General features: G+C 67.5%; 14 protein-coding genes. 7 read left to right on the top strand and 7 right to left on the bottom strand.

Annotated features, from left to right (window positions below; genetic code table 11):
* Nucleotides 1-116: 116 nt before the first annotated feature.
* Together O7R11_RS02730 and O7R11_RS02725 are read right to left on the bottom strand one after the other, a co-directional pair.
* Nucleotides 117-2,870 carry a hybrid sensor histidine kinase/response regulator gene (locus O7R11_RS02730; protein ID WP_337995949.1) on the bottom strand — a complete coding sequence of 918 codons (2,754 nt, stop codon included), beginning with the start codon at nt 2,868-2,870 and terminating at the stop codon, nt 117-119.
* A gap of 157 nt (nt 2,871-3,027) precedes the next feature.
* The gene (locus tag O7R11_RS02725) at nt 3,028-3,663 is read right to left on the bottom strand and encodes a histidine phosphotransferase family protein (protein ID WP_337995948.1); all 636 of its coding nucleotides are present in this window, start codon (nt 3,661-3,663) and stop codon (nt 3,028-3,030) included.
* A 195-nt stretch (nt 3,664-3,858) separates the two neighbouring features.
* Here O7R11_RS02725 and O7R11_RS02720 point away from each other — a divergent pair, with 195 nt between their 5' ends.
* The 4 genes from O7R11_RS02720 (at nt 3,859) to O7R11_RS02705 (ending at nt 8,324) form a co-directional block, all read left to right on the top strand.
* Nucleotides 3,859-4,638 (top strand): NAD kinase, encoded by a 780-nt coding sequence (locus tag O7R11_RS02720; protein WP_337995947.1) that lies wholly within the window; start codon nt 3,859-3,861, stop codon nt 4,636-4,638.
* Entirely contained in the window at nt 4,635-5,738 is a 1,104-nt protein-coding gene (locus O7R11_RS02715) for an AbrB family transcriptional regulator (protein ID WP_337995946.1), read from the top strand. The genes O7R11_RS02720 and O7R11_RS02715 overlap by 4 nt, the downstream gene beginning before the upstream one ends.
* A 79-nt stretch (nt 5,739-5,817) precedes the next feature.
* Complete coding sequence (locus O7R11_RS02710) at nt 5,818-6,768, top strand: XamI family restriction endonuclease (RefSeq protein WP_337995945.1); 951 nt, start codon at nt 5,818-5,820, stop codon at nt 6,766-6,768.
* Nucleotides 6,768-8,324: an Eco57I restriction-modification methylase domain-containing protein gene (locus O7R11_RS02705; protein ID WP_337995944.1), complete on the top strand. Its 1,557-nt coding sequence runs from the start codon at nt 6,768-6,770 to the stop codon at nt 8,322-8,324. Before O7R11_RS02710 ends, O7R11_RS02705 begins: the two co-directional genes overlap by 1 nt.
* Nucleotides 8,325-8,381: 57 nt before the next feature.
* On the opposite strand, the gene O7R11_RS02700 is transcribed toward O7R11_RS02705, so the two are convergent.
* The 3 genes from O7R11_RS02700 to O7R11_RS02690 are packed head-to-tail and all read right to left on the bottom strand — an operon-like array spanning nt 8,382 to nt 10,728.
* On the bottom strand, nt 8,382-9,263 hold the full coding sequence (locus tag O7R11_RS02700) for a TIGR01459 family HAD-type hydrolase (protein WP_337995943.1): 882 nt from the start codon (nt 9,261-9,263) through the stop codon (nt 8,382-8,384).
* Nucleotides 9,260-10,366, bottom strand: a complete 1,107-nt coding sequence (locus O7R11_RS02695; RefSeq protein WP_337995942.1) for a quinone-dependent dihydroorotate dehydrogenase — start codon at nt 10,364-10,366, stop codon at nt 9,260-9,262. Before O7R11_RS02695 ends, O7R11_RS02700 begins: the two co-directional genes overlap by 4 nt.
* On the bottom strand, nt 10,348-10,728 hold the full coding sequence (locus O7R11_RS02690; RefSeq protein ID WP_420792967.1) for a DUF952 domain-containing protein: 381 nt from the start codon (nt 10,726-10,728) through the stop codon (nt 10,348-10,350). The genes O7R11_RS02695 and O7R11_RS02690 overlap by 19 nt, the downstream gene beginning before the upstream one ends.
* Before the next feature lie 271 nt (nt 10,729-10,999).
* Here O7R11_RS02690 and O7R11_RS02685 point away from each other — a divergent pair, with 271 nt between their 5' ends.
* Both O7R11_RS02685 and O7R11_RS02680 read left to right on the top strand, forming a co-directional pair.
* Nucleotides 11,000-11,206, top strand: coding sequence for a hypothetical protein (locus O7R11_RS02685; protein ID WP_337995941.1), 207 nt, complete (start codon nt 11,000-11,002; stop codon nt 11,204-11,206).
* A gap of 180 nt (nt 11,207-11,386) precedes the next feature.
* Nucleotides 11,387-12,232 (top strand): branched-chain amino acid aminotransferase, encoded by an 846-nt coding sequence (locus tag O7R11_RS02680; protein ID WP_337995940.1) that lies wholly within the window; start codon nt 11,387-11,389, stop codon nt 12,230-12,232.
* Between the two features lie 184 nt (nt 12,233-12,416).
* Here the strand turns inward: O7R11_RS02680 and O7R11_RS02675 are convergent, their stop codons facing one another.
* Together O7R11_RS02675 and O7R11_RS02670 are read right to left on the bottom strand one after the other, a co-directional pair.
* Complete coding sequence (locus O7R11_RS02675) at nt 12,417-14,021, bottom strand: lysine--tRNA ligase (protein WP_337995939.1); 1,605 nt, start codon at nt 14,019-14,021, stop codon at nt 12,417-12,419.
* Between the two features lie 125 nt (nt 14,022-14,146).
* Complete coding sequence (locus O7R11_RS02670) at nt 14,147-14,542, bottom strand: DUF2501 domain-containing protein (RefSeq protein ID WP_337995938.1); 396 nt, start codon at nt 14,540-14,542, stop codon at nt 14,147-14,149.
* A gap of 277 nt (nt 14,543-14,819) precedes the next feature.
* Between O7R11_RS02670 and O7R11_RS02665 the strand changes: the two genes are divergently transcribed.
* A complete protein-coding gene (locus O7R11_RS02665; protein WP_337995937.1) occupies nt 14,820-15,347 on the top strand; it encodes a GNAT family N-acetyltransferase in 528 nt (175 codons plus the stop codon).
* Nucleotides 15,348-15,441 lie beyond the last annotated feature (94 nt).

The raw sequence follows: 15,441 nt of genomic DNA, 5'->3' as shown, positions 1-15,441 counted from the left end.
ACCACTCGTACGATGTTAACATACGATCCACAGAAGTCTTGGCAAAAAACCGTTGCATCGCCGAAGCCTGCGGCGCCGCGGGGAAACCGCGCCGCCGCCCGCCCGGGGGCGATGGATCACGCCTCGCTCACCGCCGAGGTCTTGCCGACCAGGCCCTTCAACACCTGCATCACCGCCTCGCGGTCGAACTTCACCACGTAGTCGTCGAAGCCGACTTCGCGCCCGAGTTCGAAGTCCTTGGTCGAGGCGTGGGAGGACAGCGCGATCATCGGCGTGGCGCGCCAACGCGCGTCGCCGCGCACCGCGCGGGCGAAGGCGAAGCCGTCCATGCCCGGCATCTCGATGTCGGAGATGATGGCGTCGAACATCTCGCCCCTGTCGCGCAGCGCCAGCGCCTTTTCCGCGTCCTCCACCGGGGTGACGGTGTAGCCGTTGACCGAGAGCAGCGGCGTCAGGAGATTGCGGAAGAAGGCGCTGTCATCGACGAACAGCACCCGCCAGCCGCCGCGCGGCCCCTCGTCGGTGAAGGCCTTGGAGTCCTCGCGGCCGAACCAGTCGCCGAACGCCTTGGTGAGGTAATAGCCGGTGTCGATCACCTCGGTGGCCTTGCCGTTGATCACCGCGGTGCCGATGATCCCCGGCTGCTCCACCTGCAACTCCATCTTCAGGCGGTCCTCGACGATATCGACGATCTCCTCGACGAGGAGGCCCATGGAGCGGTCGCGGTCGGTGAACACCAGCACCGGCTGGCGGCCCTCCTCGGTGATGCGGAAGTCGTCGGTCGCGCCGATCAGCGGCATCAGCTGGCCGCGGTACTGCACCACCGGCACGCCGTGGGTGTATTCGATGGTGCCGATCTCGATCTCCTCGAGGCGGGCGACGAGCGCCAGCGGCACCGCCTTCAGATCCTCCGCTCCGGAGCGGAAGATCAAGAGCGAGATGCGGTCTTCCGAGGTGGCGGCGGCGGCGGCGCGGGCGGCCTCCTCCTTGGCGTGATCGGCGCCCATGGCGACCTCGCCGGTGGCGGAGGCGATGCCGTTGGGATCGAGGATCATGATCACGCTGCCGTCGCCGAGGATGGTGTTGCCCGAGAACATCGAGATGTGGCGCAGGATCGGGGCCACCGGCTTGACGACGATTTCCTCGGTGTCGAACACCCGATCGACGATGATGCCGAAGGTGTAGGTGCCGACCTGGGAAACGACGATGAAGGTCTCCTCGTCGGCCTCCGCCTCGCCTTCGGAGTTGCTGCCGAGGCGCAGGAGATCGGAGAGGTTGACCAGCGGCAGCAGGCGGTCGCGCAGGCGCAGCACCGGCGCGGCGTTGATGTTTTCGATCTGGTGCTCGGAATTGGGGGTGACGCGCACCAGCTCGACCACCGAAATCTGCGGAATGGCGAAGCGCTCGGTGGCGCACTCGACGATCAGCGCGGAGACGATGGCCAGGGTGAGCGGGATCTTGATGACGAAGGTGGTGCCGCGGCCCTGCGCGGTCTTGAGCTCGATGGTGCCGCCGATCTTCTCGATGTTGGTGCGCACCACGTCCATGCCGACGCCGCGGCCGGACACCGAGGTCACCTTCTCCGCGGTGGAGAACCCGGCGCGGAAGATGAACTGGCTGACCTGCTGGTCGTTCATGCCGTCGAGTTCGGCCTCGGAGGCGAGCCCGCTCTCCACCACCTTCTGGCGGATGCGCGAAACGTTGAGGCCGCGGCCGTCGTCGGCGATCTCGATGATGATGTGGCCGCCCTCGTGGTAGGCGTTGAGCGAGATCACGCCGGTTTCCGGCTTGCCCGCGGCCATGCGGTCGGCGGGCATTTCGAGGCCGTGGTCGGCGGAGTTGCGCACCATGTGGGTGAGCGGGTCCTTGATCAGCTCCAGCACCTGGCGGTCGAGTTCGGTCTCCGCGCCGTACATCTGGAGGTCGATCTTCTTCCTGGTTTCGAGCGCGAGGTCGCGGACGATGCGCGGCAGCTTGGCCCAGGCGTTGCCGATCGGCTGCATGCGGGTCTTCATCACCCCTTCCTGAAGGTCGGTGGTGATGTGGGAGAGGCGCTGCAACGGCGCGGCGAATTCGGAATCGTCGCGGCCGCGCACCATCTGCAAAAGCTGGTTGCGGGTGAGCACCAGTTCGGAAACCAGGGTCATCAGGTTTTCCAAGAGATCCACATTGACGCGGATCGACTGCGCGGCGACGGCGCTTTCCTTCGGCTCGGCGGCGGCGCCCTGGACGATCGGGGCGGGCGGCGCGGTCACCGGGGCGGGCGGCGGCGGCGGCGGTTCCGGCGCGGCGGCCGGGCTCTCGGCGGCGCGCTCGGCGGCCATCTCGGCGGCGATCTGGGCCTCCGACGCGGCCTTCGCGCCGGCGGCCTGGGCGGCCTCCACCTCGGCGAGCAGGTCGGCGGCGACGGGGAAGCCCTCGGCGCTCAGCACCGGGCCGCCGGAAGCCGCGGGCGCGGCGGCGGGCGGCGCGGCGGCGGGAGCGGACGCCTCCTGCCCCGCGGCGACGAGGTTGAGCTGGTCGATCAGATCCCTGTCGTTGCCGTCGGGCTCGGTCTCGTTGGCCTCGATGTAGGCGAGGATTTCCTTGATGCGGTCGATCGAATGCAGGATCAGCGTCACCGAATTCGGCGACACGGTGAGTTCGCCGCCGCGGAACTTGCCGAGCACGTTCTCGCCCGCGTGCGCCAGGGTTTCCAGCCGCGGCAGGCCGAGAAAGCCGCAGGTCCCCTTGATCGTGTGCACCAACCGGAAAATGTTGGAAAGGATGCCGTTATCGTTCGGATTGCGTTCGAGATTGACCAGCTCGACATCGAGCGTCGCCAGACTCTCCGACGTTTCGGTCAGAAACTCGCTCAACAGATCGTCCATATCGTCCTCTCCACACCCCCGGTGAACCCCGCACGAACGGCGGGTATGCCGGACCTTCCGGCCCGGATGCGATGCCGTCAACGGCTCCGGCTTTGCCTCAAGCCCCAGGCGCACAGTATGCCGTTACGGGGCCTTAATGAAAAGACTATTGTCGCAGTTAGAGTTTTCCCACCCCGCCGGGAAGAATGTCGAGGCCGCAGACGTCGGCCTCCTGCCAGGGGCGCGCGGCGCACCCGGCGGCGGCGGCGCGCGCCGCAAGAAGGGCGGCGGCGGCGGCGCGCGGGTCGGCGGTCTCCGCCGCGGCGAGCCCGGCCTCCGCCGCGGCGGAAAACCCGGCGCGGCGGCCCGCGGCGCGCAGGCGCAGGCCGCCCGCTTCCGCCGTCACCGCCACCTCGCCGCCGAAGGGCAGCGCATCGGCGCCGATCAGCGCCAGCAGCAGGGCGCGGCGCAGGGTCTCCGGGTCCGCCTCTTCCTCGGGAAACGCCGCCAGGGTGAACACCCGCGCCCGGTCGCCGAGCTGGGCGAAATAGGCCGCCGCCACGGCGCGCGCCGCCGCGGCGGATTTCACCGCATGGGCGGTCGGCGCGCCGAAGACGGCGCGGAAAAGCTCCAGCCGCGCGGCGAGCGCCCGCGCGCTCGCCCGCAGCAGGCCCAGCGCCTCCGCCGCAAAGCCGCCGCCGCCCTCGGCCTGTAGAAGGTCGGCGCCGTTGACCAGGGCGGAGGCCGGTCCGGCCAGGTCGTGGCACATCCGCACCACCGCCGCCTCCGCCAGTTTCGCCGCATCCGAGGCCATGCCGCTTCCCCTTTCCGTTCTTTCCGCTCGCCCCATCATAGCCGCAGCGCCGCCGCGCCGCAGCGGCAAATCCGATTGTCCCCATGACAAGATGTTGGGTGCGGCGGCCGGTTCGTGCTATGACAGGGGCGAACCGTCGGAACGCGCCCCCACGCTTCCGCCCGGCCCCACAGACGATCCGGATCGCATTCGCCCATGTCCCTGCCCGTCGCCTCGCCGCGCATGGCGTTCGTGGCCGCCGAAACGCCGAGCGCCCAGTTCGCCCGCCAACGCCTCGCCGACCGCTACGGCGCGACGGCGCTCTCCGACGCCAACGTCATCGTCGCGCTCGGCGGCGACGGCTTCATGCTGGAATGCCTGCACCGCTTCATCGACCACCCGGCGCCGATCTACGGCATGAACCGCGGCACCGTCGGCTTTCTGCTCAACGACTTCGAGGAAAACGAGCTGCCGGAGCGCATCGCCCGCGCGGTGATGGTCAGCCTCACGCCGTTGCGCATGGAGGCGGTCACGGTGACCGGCCAGACGGTGCGCGCGCTGGCGATCAACGAGGTCTCTCTCCTGCGCGAAACCCGCCAGGCGGCGCGCCTGCGCATCCGCATCGACGACATGGTCCGCCTCGACGAGCTGGTCTGCGACGGCGTGCTGGTGTGCACCCCGGCGGGCAGCACCGCCTACAACCTCTCCGCCCACGGGCCGATCCTGCCGATGGGGGCCAACGTGCTGGCGCTCACCCCGATCAGCGCCTTCCGCCCGCGGCGCTGGCGCGGCGCGATCCTGCCGCACTCCTCGCGGGTCTCCTTCGAGGTGATGGAAACCGGCAAGCGCCCGGTGAGCGCGGTGGCCGACTACACCGAAGTGCGCGACATCGCCGCGGTCACCGTGCACGAGGACCCGATCGCCAAGCTGCGCATGCTGTTCGACCGCGAACACCACCTGGAAGAACGCATCCTCAAGGAGCAGTTCACCCCATGAGCGGCGAACCGGAGCCGACGGCGCGCGCCTTGCGCATTCTCCTGCGCGGCGCCCCGGCCTGGGGCGGCACCGTCGCCGTCGGCGCCGCCGGGGGGTGGGCCTTCGACCTTCTGCACATGCCGCTCGCCTGGATGCTCGGGGCGATCGCCGCCACCACCGCCGCGGCGCTCTGCCGCGTGCCGGTGCGCATCCCGCAGCGCATCGCGCCGGTGATGTTCTCCGTCGTCGGGGTGCTGCTCGGCTCCACCTTCCCCGCCGACATCCTCTCCCGCGCCGGGCGCTGGTCGGTGTCGCTCGCCGCGATGCTGCCCTACGTCATCGTCATCACCCTGGCGGTGGCCGCCTACTTCCGCTTCGTCACCCGCTTCAACCACCCCACCCGCTTCTTCTCCGCCTGCCCCGGCGGCCTCAACGAGATGATGATCATGGGCGGCGCGCGCGGCGGCGACGAGGCGGCGATCGCGCTGATCCACGGCATGCGCATCCTCACCGTGGTCTACGTGCTGCCGCTCTCCTTCCAGTATTTCGGCGGCGCGGACACCGCCGCGGCGCGCGCCGCGGCGCGGGTCACCGCCATCCCCGACGCCGCCGCCTGGGCGATCATGGCCGCCTGCGCCGTCGCCGGGGCGTGGGGCGGCATCCGCCTCAAACTGCCCGCCGGGGTGCTGGTCGGCCCGATGATCCTCTCCGCCGCCGCCCACCTCGCCGGATGGACCGACGCCCGCCCGCCGGACTTCCTCGTCCACGCCGCCCAGGTGGTGATCGGCTGCGGCATCGGCTGCCGCTTCCTCGGCACCGCGCCCGCAGTGTTCCTGCGCGCCGTAATGGTCTCGCTGGGCTCCACCTTCCTCATGCTCGGCATCGGCGCGGCCTTCGCCTGGGCGCTCGGGCCGATGGCGGGGGCGAGCTTCGCCGCCCTCATCCTCGCCTACTCGCCCGGCGGCATCACCGAAATGAGCCTCGTCGCCATCGCGCTCGGCATCGACCCGCTGTTCGTCACCACCCACCACCTGGGGCGCATCATCATGGTGCTGTCGGCCACCCCGGTGCTGTTCCGCCTGATGCGCAAATCCCCCGCCCCCGACGCCGCGGCGGAGTGAAACAACCAAAACTTTGCGAGGGGCCTCGGTCTCCTCCCCGCACCTCCCCTAAACTTGTTTTCCCCGCGTAGAGGGACACATGCCCGTCAATCTCGACAAGCCGCACCTCTGGAAAACCGACATCGCCCAATCGGTCGATATGTATAACGACTGGTTCATGCAGTTTGCGCCTCAGGCATTCCGCGAGACGCGAATGAAAACGACAGCAGAAGTCGAGGCGGCCCTGAAATTTACCGACAACCTGCGCCGCATCGAACCGGCCACCTTAAAAGATCACCCCAAGGTGCTCTCGACCTTACGCATGGCGACATGCCCGCCGATAGCCGTTGACCGCTTGGTCGGTCTGTCCGGTGCGAGCAAAAACCTCGTCGGGCGCATGGAAGAGGGCAGGATTCCGTCCCGCATGGATCCCGCCATCCTGGAGGGAGACCTACAAAAAATCTGCACCACCATCCGGCGCATGGCCGACCCGGATATTTTCGTTTGGCTGGACCGAGGTGCCGAACCGGCCGAAGCGGAAGTTTACCGCGCGGCCACCATTGTCGCCGACCGCCTTTGCGGCGCTATGGCAAACCCGATTATTCGCAACGCGCAGGAGAAACGTCAGTTGGCCGCCATCTCGGCATGGTTGCAAGCACGTGGTTACCGGACCGCCGATAACGGCACCAAATTCAACGGTATGGCTCCCGGCACCTTCTCGTTCCGCATGAACGTTCCAGTTACGCTGGAAGGTGGCAGACAGGTCAATATCCCCGTCGATGCCGTCATCCTGCCGAAAAACGCGCGGGCGGGTCAGTTGCCTGTTTTCTTCGAGGCGAAGTCGGCCGGTGACTTCACGAACGTGAATAAGCGCCGCAAGGAAGAGGCCGTAAAAATGACTCAATTGCGCAACACACACGGCCCCTCCGTCAGCTTCAGCTTGTTCCTGTGCGGCTACTTCGACAGCGGATACCTTGGCTACGAGGCGGCGGAGGGAATAGACTGGGTTTGGGAACACCGCATCGACGACATGAAAAAGTTCGCCATCTGATGGACCACGGGAAGCTCGAGGCGCAACGATTAGTCCTCCAAGCGGAACTCGACGCCCAAAAGAGCCAAGTCGAGCGGAACAAACTCGGACAATTCGCCACGCCGACCGCCCTGGCCCGCGAGATTCTCTCCGCCTCCCTGGGCCTTCTCCCGCCTGACGAAACCATTCGCTTCCTCGACCCGGCTATCGGAACGGGTGCATTTTTTTCGGCGCTGCTGGCGACCGCCAGCCACGCGCGCATCGCCAAAGCCGTCGGATACGAAGTCGACGCGCACTATGGCTCACCCGCCATCGAACTATGGCGCGGCACCGGCCTGGACTACCGCATGGGGGACTTCACCACACAAGAACCGGGCGAGCGCGCCAATCTTGTCATCTGCAACCCGCCCTACGTGCGGCACCACCACATGACGAAAGAGAAAAAAATAAGTCTTCAAGACGCCTCGGAACACACCTTCGGCGTGCGCGTGGCCGGTCTCGCCGGTCTTTACACCTATTTTCTCGCCCTATCGCATGCATGGATGGCTGAAAACGGCATCGCCGCATGGCTGGTCCCATCCGAATTCATGGACGTGAACTATGGACGGGCCGTAAAAAAATATCTTCTGGGCAAGGTTACCCTACTGCGCATTCACCGCTTCGAGCCGCATGACGCCCAATTCAACGATGCGCTGGTGTCTTCATCCGTCATCTGGTTCCGCAACGCGCCACCGCCGCCGACACACCACGTTGAGTTCACCTTCGGTGGAACGCTTGCAGATGCCCGGGTCCGCAAAATGATCGCAGACACCGACCTAGCGGACGAACCCAAATGGACGCACTACCCCGTTTCCGGCGTCCGCATACAGCGCTCCGGGGCCAGAATCGGCGATTTTTTCAAAATCCATCGCGGCATCGCCACTGGCGACAACAAATTCTTCCTGCTGACTGCGGAGCAGGCATCCGCACGCGGCATTCCAGCGCAATTTCTGCGCCCGATCCTGCCGAGCCCGCGATACCTCAAAGACTCGGAAATTCCGGCCGAAACCGATGGCACCCCCAAGATCGAGAAACCCCTGTTCCTCCTCGATTGCCGCCTCCCCCCCGAAGAGGTCGCGGCAAGACACCCCGCACTATGGGCCTACCTCTCCAGTGGCATCCCTCGCGTCTCCAATCGCTACCTCTGTGCCCACCGCTCACCCTGGTACCGCCAGGAAAATCGTCCCCCGGCGCCGATCCTCTGCACCTACATGGGCCGGAGCGGCGGAAAAAACGGTAAGGCACCGTTCCAAATGATTCTGAACCACTCGAAAGCAATCGCCGCCAATGTCTATTTGATGCTCTATCCCAAGCCCTCGCTTCAGAGCGCCATCGACGAACGACCGGAACTGCTCCACAAGGTCTGGCAATTCCTGCAAACCGTGCGACTCGAAGAGATGCTCGATGAAGGAAGGGTGTATGGCGGAGGACTGCACAAAATGGAGCCGAAGGAACTGGCGAACGTCGGCGCCGGGGAAATTGCCGAGTTGATCAGTCTCGGCAAACCGCAACGGCGAAGCCTCTCCGCGGCGGAGTGAAGAGAACCAAAACTTTGCGGGGGGACTCGGTCCCCCCGCAAAGTTTTTTCTTTGAACTCAGCCCCAGACGAACGCCGGGATGGCGGCCACCGGGGTTTCTCCGGCGGCGGCGGCGAGGGCGTGGGCGGCGGCGGGGTCCGGCATCTCGCCGTGGGCGGTGGCGAGTGCGGCGGCGTTGACGCCGCCGGTGCAGAGCACCGCGTCGATGCCCGCGGCGCGGCAGCCCGGGATATCGGTGGCGAGTCCGTCGCCGATGCCCGCGACGCGGCTTTTCTCCGGGTTGCCGAGAAGGGCGAGCGCCTCGTCGTAGACCGCGGCGTCGGGTTTGCCGACGAAGGCGACGGCGCCGCCCCGCGCGGCGTAGAGGTCGGCGATGTTGCCTGCGCAGACGACGTTCCGCCCGGCGCGGATGACGCCGCGGTCGGGGTTGGCGCAGATCATCGGCGGGCGGGTTGCGGCGAGGCGGGCGATCTCCGCCTCGTAGGCGGCGAGCGGGTGTGCGAAGTCGCGCGGGCCGCAGACGAGGACGAAGTCCGCCTTTGCCGGGTCTGCGGTTTCGGTCACCGGCAGCCCGGCGAAGACGTCGCGGTCCTTGTCCTGGCCGATGAAGTAGAGACGCTGCCCGAGGGATGCGAAGGCGGGTCCGCTGCGGCGTTCGAGGCGCTGCCGCGTCGCCTCGCCGGAGGAGTGGATGGCGTCGTAGGCGTCGCGCGGCAGGCCCATTTCCGCCATCGCGGCGACCAGCGCATCGGCGCGGCGCGGCGCGTTGGAGAGCAGCACGGTGCGCTTGCCCGCCGCCTTGAGGCGGGTGAGCGCATCCAGCGCGCCGTCATAGGCGGTGACGCCGTCGTGCAGCACCCCCCACAGGTCGAGAACGAAGACGTCGTAGCGGCAGATCAGGGCGGAGACGCCGGAGAGAAGCGGGAAGCCTGAAGTCACGGCGCGCTGCCCCGCACCGCGGGCCGGTCCGCACCGACCGCGTCGGCGACGTGGGCGAAGCCGTCGGCCTTGAGGCATTCGGCGAGTTCGCGCGCCACCTTGGCCCCCACCGCCGGTCCGTCGAAGACCATGGCGGTGTAGAGTTGCACCAGGGAGGCCCCGGCGCGGATCTTGGCGTAGGCGTCCGCCCCGGTGGAGATGCCGCCGACGCCGACGAGCGGCAGCAGGCCCTGGGTGAGGCGGTACATCGCGGCGAGCACGCTGGTGGAAGGCTCCATCAGCGGCGCTCCGGAAAGGCCGCCCTGTTCGCTGCGCAGCGGGCTCTTCAGGCCGTCGCGCGCCCAGGTGGTGTTGGTGACGATGAGGCCGTCCACCCCGGTTTCCCCTTCCGCCAGGTCCATGCCGTCGCCCAGCGCCACGGCGGCGATGTCGGCCAGGTCCTCCGGCGTGAGGTCGGGGGCGATCTTTAAAAGCAGCGGCGGGCGGCGGCCTCCCGCCGCGGCGATGCCGTCCAGCACCGCGCGCACCCCCGCGAGGATCTCCACCAGCGGTTCGCGCGATTGCAGGGCGCGCAGGCCCGGCGTATTGGGCGAGGAGACGTTGACCGCGAGATAATCGGCATAGGGCGCAAGGCGCCGCGCCCCGGCCACGTAGTCGTCCACGGCGCGCTCGGTGTCCTTGTTCTTGCCGAGGTTGACGCCGACGATGCCGCGGCGGCGGCGCGCCGCGAGGCGGGCGGCCATCGCCTCCATGCCTTGATTGTTGAAGCCCATGCGGTTGATCACCGCGCGGTCCGGCACCAGGCGGAAGAGGCGCGGCTTGGGATTGCCGGGCTGCGGCCTGGGCGTCACCGAGCCGACCTCGACGTATCCGAAGCCCTGGGCGAGCATCGCGTCGGCGACCGCCGCGTCCTTGTCGAACCCGGCGGCGAGGCCCACCGGGTTGGGAAAGTCGAGACCGAAGACGCGGGTGGCCAGCACCGGCTCGGCGATGCGCGGCTGCGGCGGCACCAGGCCGAGACGCAGCGCGCGGATGGCGAAGGCGTGGCCGCACTCCGGGTCGAAACGCATCACCAGCGGCTTGATCAGGGGATAAAGGTCCATCCGTCCGCCTCCGTGGGTTGATCCGCCGCGTCGAGAAAGCCGAAATCGCGGTCCGGCAGGGTGCGCACCGCGCGCACCGCGGCAAGCGGCAGCGGCGCATAGAGGTGCGGGAAGAGCGCGCCGCCACGGCTTTCCTCCCACTTCAACGCCTCGCCCAGGGGCGCGGCGGCCACCGCGAGGAGGACGAGCACGCCCCCGGCGGCATAGTGGCGCGCGGCGGTGGCGGCGATCTGCGCGGCGGTGGAGAAGTGGATGAAGCCGTCGCGGCGGTCGGCCTCGCCCCCGGCATAGACGCCGCCGATGCGGAAGCCGGCCCACTCGGCCTCGGTGCAGAGCCTGAAGATCCAATCGCGTTCCATCATGGGCGCGACACTACCCGCTTTCGCGCGCCCTCTCAAGCCGCGGCGATTTTCACAACCATGACGATTTCGCTTTGCATTACGGGAATGCGGCAGCCGCGCCGCAACCGCGCAAACCCACAGGGTTTCCGGGGGCGCACAAAAAAACCAAGCAAACGCAGGGGTTATTACCCAAGCGCACGCACCGCGCGCAAATGGCACGGCGGTTGCTCCTGAAAGGCCAAGACGGACGAACACACACACAAACAAGAACGATAGCTTGGGAGAGACAACCATGGTCACCATCCACAACGCACCCTTCGGACGCTCGAACGCCTTCAACCTGTCCCTCGCCCTGATCGAAGCCCTGGGAGGCGCGGGGTTGACCGTGGTTTCCGTTCAGCCGACCCCCGCGATGCTGGAGGCGGGCGCCAGGGCGGGACAGATCGAACCCGCCGCCGCCTGCCGCGTCTATGCCGCGATGCTCGATAACGACGTTTGAACCGCGTTCGAGAGAAAAAGTCGGCGGGCAGAAGGCCCGCCGCGACACCGGCACCCGCCACCATCTGCGATGGTGGCGGTTTTTTGTCGGTCAGGGCGTGGACAATCCGCGGTTTTGCGGGATATCCTGACGCCGACAAATCAAAACAAAAAAAACCCTTGGCGCGAGGAACAAGACGGCATGGATACCCTGACGTATTCCCGCGGCGCGTGGTTCGTCGGCAACCCGCCGCTCCTGGGACCGCACGCACACTCGGTCTGGCTCGGGTCCGCGGTGTTCGACGGCGCGCGGGCGGTCGGCGGCTGCGCGCCGGACCTCGCCCTGCACTGCGAACGCGTCGTGCGCTCGGCACGGGTGATGGGCCTGGACCCGGTGCTCACCGGGCCGGAGATCACCGAACTGGCGTGGGACGGCATCTCCCGCTTCCCGGCGAAGGCGCACCTCTATATCTGCCCGCTGTTCTACGCCGACGGCGGCTTCGTCATCCCCGACCCGGCGACGACGCAGTTCGCCCTCACCGTCACCATCTCGCCGGTGCCGGAACCCACCGGCTTCGCCGCCATGGTCAGCAGCTTCCGCCGCCCGGCGGCGGACATGGCCCCCACCGGGGCGAAGGCGGCCTGCCTCTACCCCAACGTGGCGCGCGGCTACCGCGAAGCGCTGCAAAAGGGTTTCGACATCGGCGTCAGCCTCGACCCCGACGGCATGGTCGCGGAGTTCTCGTTCACCAACCTCTTCTGCGCCAAGGGCGGGTTGGTGTTCACGCCTGCAACCAACGGCACGTTCTTGAACGGCATCACCCGGCAGCGGGTGATCCAGCTTCTGCGCGACGACGGCATGACGGTGGAGGAAGTCCCCCTCTCGGTGCAGGACGTCAAATCCGCCGACGAGGTGTTCGCCTCCGGCAACTACCAGAAGGTCGGCTGGTGCCGCCGCATCGACGAGGTGGACTTCGCCAAGGGCCCGGTCTACGAACGCGCCCGCGCGCTGTATTGGGAATTCGCCCGCTCCGAGTGCTCGCGGTAGGGAACACCAAAGCTTTGCGGGGGGACTCGGTCCCCCCACCCCCCCATAACCAAGTTTTTGCGTGCCGCGCGATGGAGCCATCGCGCGGCGTGACGGTTGATGGCCGCTTCGCGCAAAACCAAACTCATGGGATCGAGGGGACCGAGTCCCCTCGCGGGTCCAGGGCGGAGCCCTGGCCTGATTTTCACCCCAGCTCTTCGCCCGCGATCGCCTTGTCCAGCAGGGCGATGCTTTCGGCGAGGCCGTAGAGGGCGAAGAAGGAGCCCATGCGCGGGCCGGTATCCTGGCCGAGCAGCATCTGGTAGAGCGCCTGGAACCATGCCTTGAGGTCGGCGAAGCAGGCATGCGTCTTGCCGACTTCGTAGACCACGGTCTGGAGGTCTTCCGGCGTGGCATTGGCGGGCTGCTTGGCGATTTCCTCGCGCAGGTGCTTGAGCGCCGCGGTCTCCTCCGCATTGGGTTTGCGGAAGGCCTTCTTCGGCAGCACGAAGTCGCGGTAGTAGGCGATGGCGCAGCGCACCAGGGAGTCGAGGAAGGGCATCGCCTTGGCATCCGCGCCCGGCACGTAGCGGCTGAGATATTGCCAGATCACCGCCGGATCGTCGGAGTGGCACACCGAGACGAGGTTCAAGAGCATGGAGAAGGCGACGCCCTCGGCCTCGGCGGGCGGGCGGCCGTTATGGATGTGCCAGGCCGGGTTGGCGAGGCGTTCCGCCTCGCTCTGCCGCGGAAAGGCGGAGACGAAACTCTGGTATTCGTCCACGGCGCGCGGGATGACGTCGAAGTAGAGGCGCTTCGCGGCCTTGGGCTTCTGGTACATGAACAGCGACAGGCTCTCCGGCGGGGCGTACTTCAGCCACTCCTCCACCGCGAGGCCGTTGCCGCGCGACTTGGAGATCTTCTCCCCCTTGTCGTCGAGGAAGAGTTCGTAGGTGAGGTTCTGCGGCTGCTCGCCGCCGAGGATGCGCACGATGCGGGAGGCGAGCTTGACCGAATCGATGAGGTCCTTGCCCGACATCTCGTAATCCACGCCGAGGGCGGCCCAGCGCATCGCCCAGTCGGCCTTCCACTGCAATTTGACCGCGCCGCCGGTAACCGGGGTTTCCACCAGTTTGCCGTCGTCGCGCTTGTAGACGATGGTCCCGGCCTTGGCGTCGGTTTCCACCACCGGCGCCTGGAGGACGACGCCGGTCTCCGGGCAGATCGGCAGGAACGGGCTGTAGGTGGCGCGGCGCTCTTCCCCGAGGGTCGGCAGCACCACCGCCTTGACCTCGTCGTGGCGGGCGAGGACGGCGAGCAGCGTCGCGTCGAAGCGGCCCGAGGCGTACCACTCGGTGGAGGACTGGAACTCGTACTCGAAGCCGAAGGAATCGAGGAAGGCGCAGAGCCGCGCGTTGTTGTGGTGGCCGAAGCTCTCGTGGGTGCCGAAGGGGTCCGGAATGCGGGTGAGCGGCTTGCCGAGGTGGGCGCGCACCATCTCCTTGTCGGGAATGTTGTCCGGCACCTTGCGCAGGCCGTCCATGTCGTCGGAGAAGGCGAAGAGCCGCGTCTTCACCCCGGGCGCGATGATATGCAACGCGTTGCGCACCATGGTGGTGCGCACCACCTCGCCGAAGGTGCCGATGTGCGGCAGGCCCGAGGGGCCGTAGCCGGTCTCGAACAGCACATAGCCCTTCTCTCCGCCTTCGTTGCCTTTGCCGCGTTTGGCCAGCCGTTTCTCCAACAGAGCCTTGGCTTCCTGGAACGGCCAGGCGTTGGAGGCGAGCGCGGCGGCAACGAGGTCGGACATGGTTCTGGTTTCCTGAAACGTCGAAATGCCCCGCCGCATCCGCGCGGCGGGGGAAAGCGAAGCTAGGCAATGCGCAGGCCGGTGTCAAATGGCGCGTATCGCCGGAGGCCGGCCTGCGGAAAAGCTCAGAACGACTTCGCGTGTTCCAGAATGGCGTCGCAGAGCCTGGTCTTGGCCTTGTCCTTCAAGGTGCTGAGGGAGAAGGTGTCGCCGTTGCCGGTTTCGAGAATGCCCTTGGTCCCGGAAACGTAGGAGGACGAGGCGGTGCCGACGTCGCCGCTGCCGGTGAGGCGGCTCAGCAGCGATTTTGCGGTGGAACCCTTGAGGTAGCTGTTCTGCACGCAGTAGCTGAGGAGGCCGCCGGTGTTGGAGGCGTTGGCCGAAGAGACGTCCGGCAGCATGCCCTTGAGGCTGGAGCCGAGCGCGCTGCCGAGGCCGTTGAGAGTCTGCGCCTGGCCGGAACCGGAAAACCCGAACGCCAACGCGCCGAAAATCAGAACCCCTCTGCAAAACCTGAGCATGAATCGCAAACTCCTCTCGTTGCGGCGCACCGCGCCATCGGCCCTGGGGGAGTGTCCGCCCCTGCCCGGCAACGCCAGGATAGTCGGAGTCCGCCGCCGCAGGAAGCGCGGTGAACCTATCGTGCGCCACGGCGCGCCGGTGCGCCGGTGCGCCGAAAGCGTGACCCATCCCACGCAAAAGGCGCATCCGGCGCATTGACGCGCCGTGGGAGCGGGCGTATGTGGAATTCTTCCGAGAACCGCCGCACGCCGCGGCGGGCCTGCACATACCGAGGCCATGACCCAGTCCCCCCTTCTCGTCCGCGTCCTCGCCGAGGCGGACGCCCCGGCCTTCCGCGACCTGCGCCTCGCCGGCATCGCCGAGCATCCGGAATACTTCGGCGCGCCCTATGCCGAGGAGGAGGCCGCCGGGCTTCCCCTGTTCGAGAAGCGCATCCGCGGCGGCCTGCCGGGCGATGCGATGTTCGGCGTCTTCCGCGGCGCGCGCATGGTCGGCATCGCCGGCATGTTCCGCGCCGCCAGCGGCACGATGCGGCACCGCGGCACCCTCTGGGGCGTCTATGTGGACCCGGCGGAACGCGGCGAGGAAACCGCGGAACGCCTGATCCGCGCGGTGATCGCGCACGCGCGGCGGCACGTGGACGTGCTGACCGGCCTGGTCACCGTCACCAACCCGCGCGCCCGTGCCTTCTATGTGCGGCTGGGTTTCGGCTTCAGCGGCATCGAGCGCAAGATTCTCAAGGTCGGCGGCCGCCACTTCGACCAGGAAATCCTGGTCATGGATTTCACCGGCGAAGCCCCTTAAACGGCAGGGGCCACCACCGCAAATTTAACATGCGCACATTTGTACGCACGACGATATTATCGTCGTTGTCCAATCTCAGCCGCGCCAGGAAACC

Source organism: Oleispirillum naphthae (genome assembly GCA_027864655.1).
In the GTDB taxonomy this organism is placed as follows: Bacteria; Pseudomonadota; Alphaproteobacteria; order Rhodospirillales; family Rhodospirillaceae; genus Oleispirillum; species Oleispirillum naphthae.
Note: the sequence above shows the minus strand (reverse complement) of the source record. Positions and strands in the feature narration are given on the sequence as shown.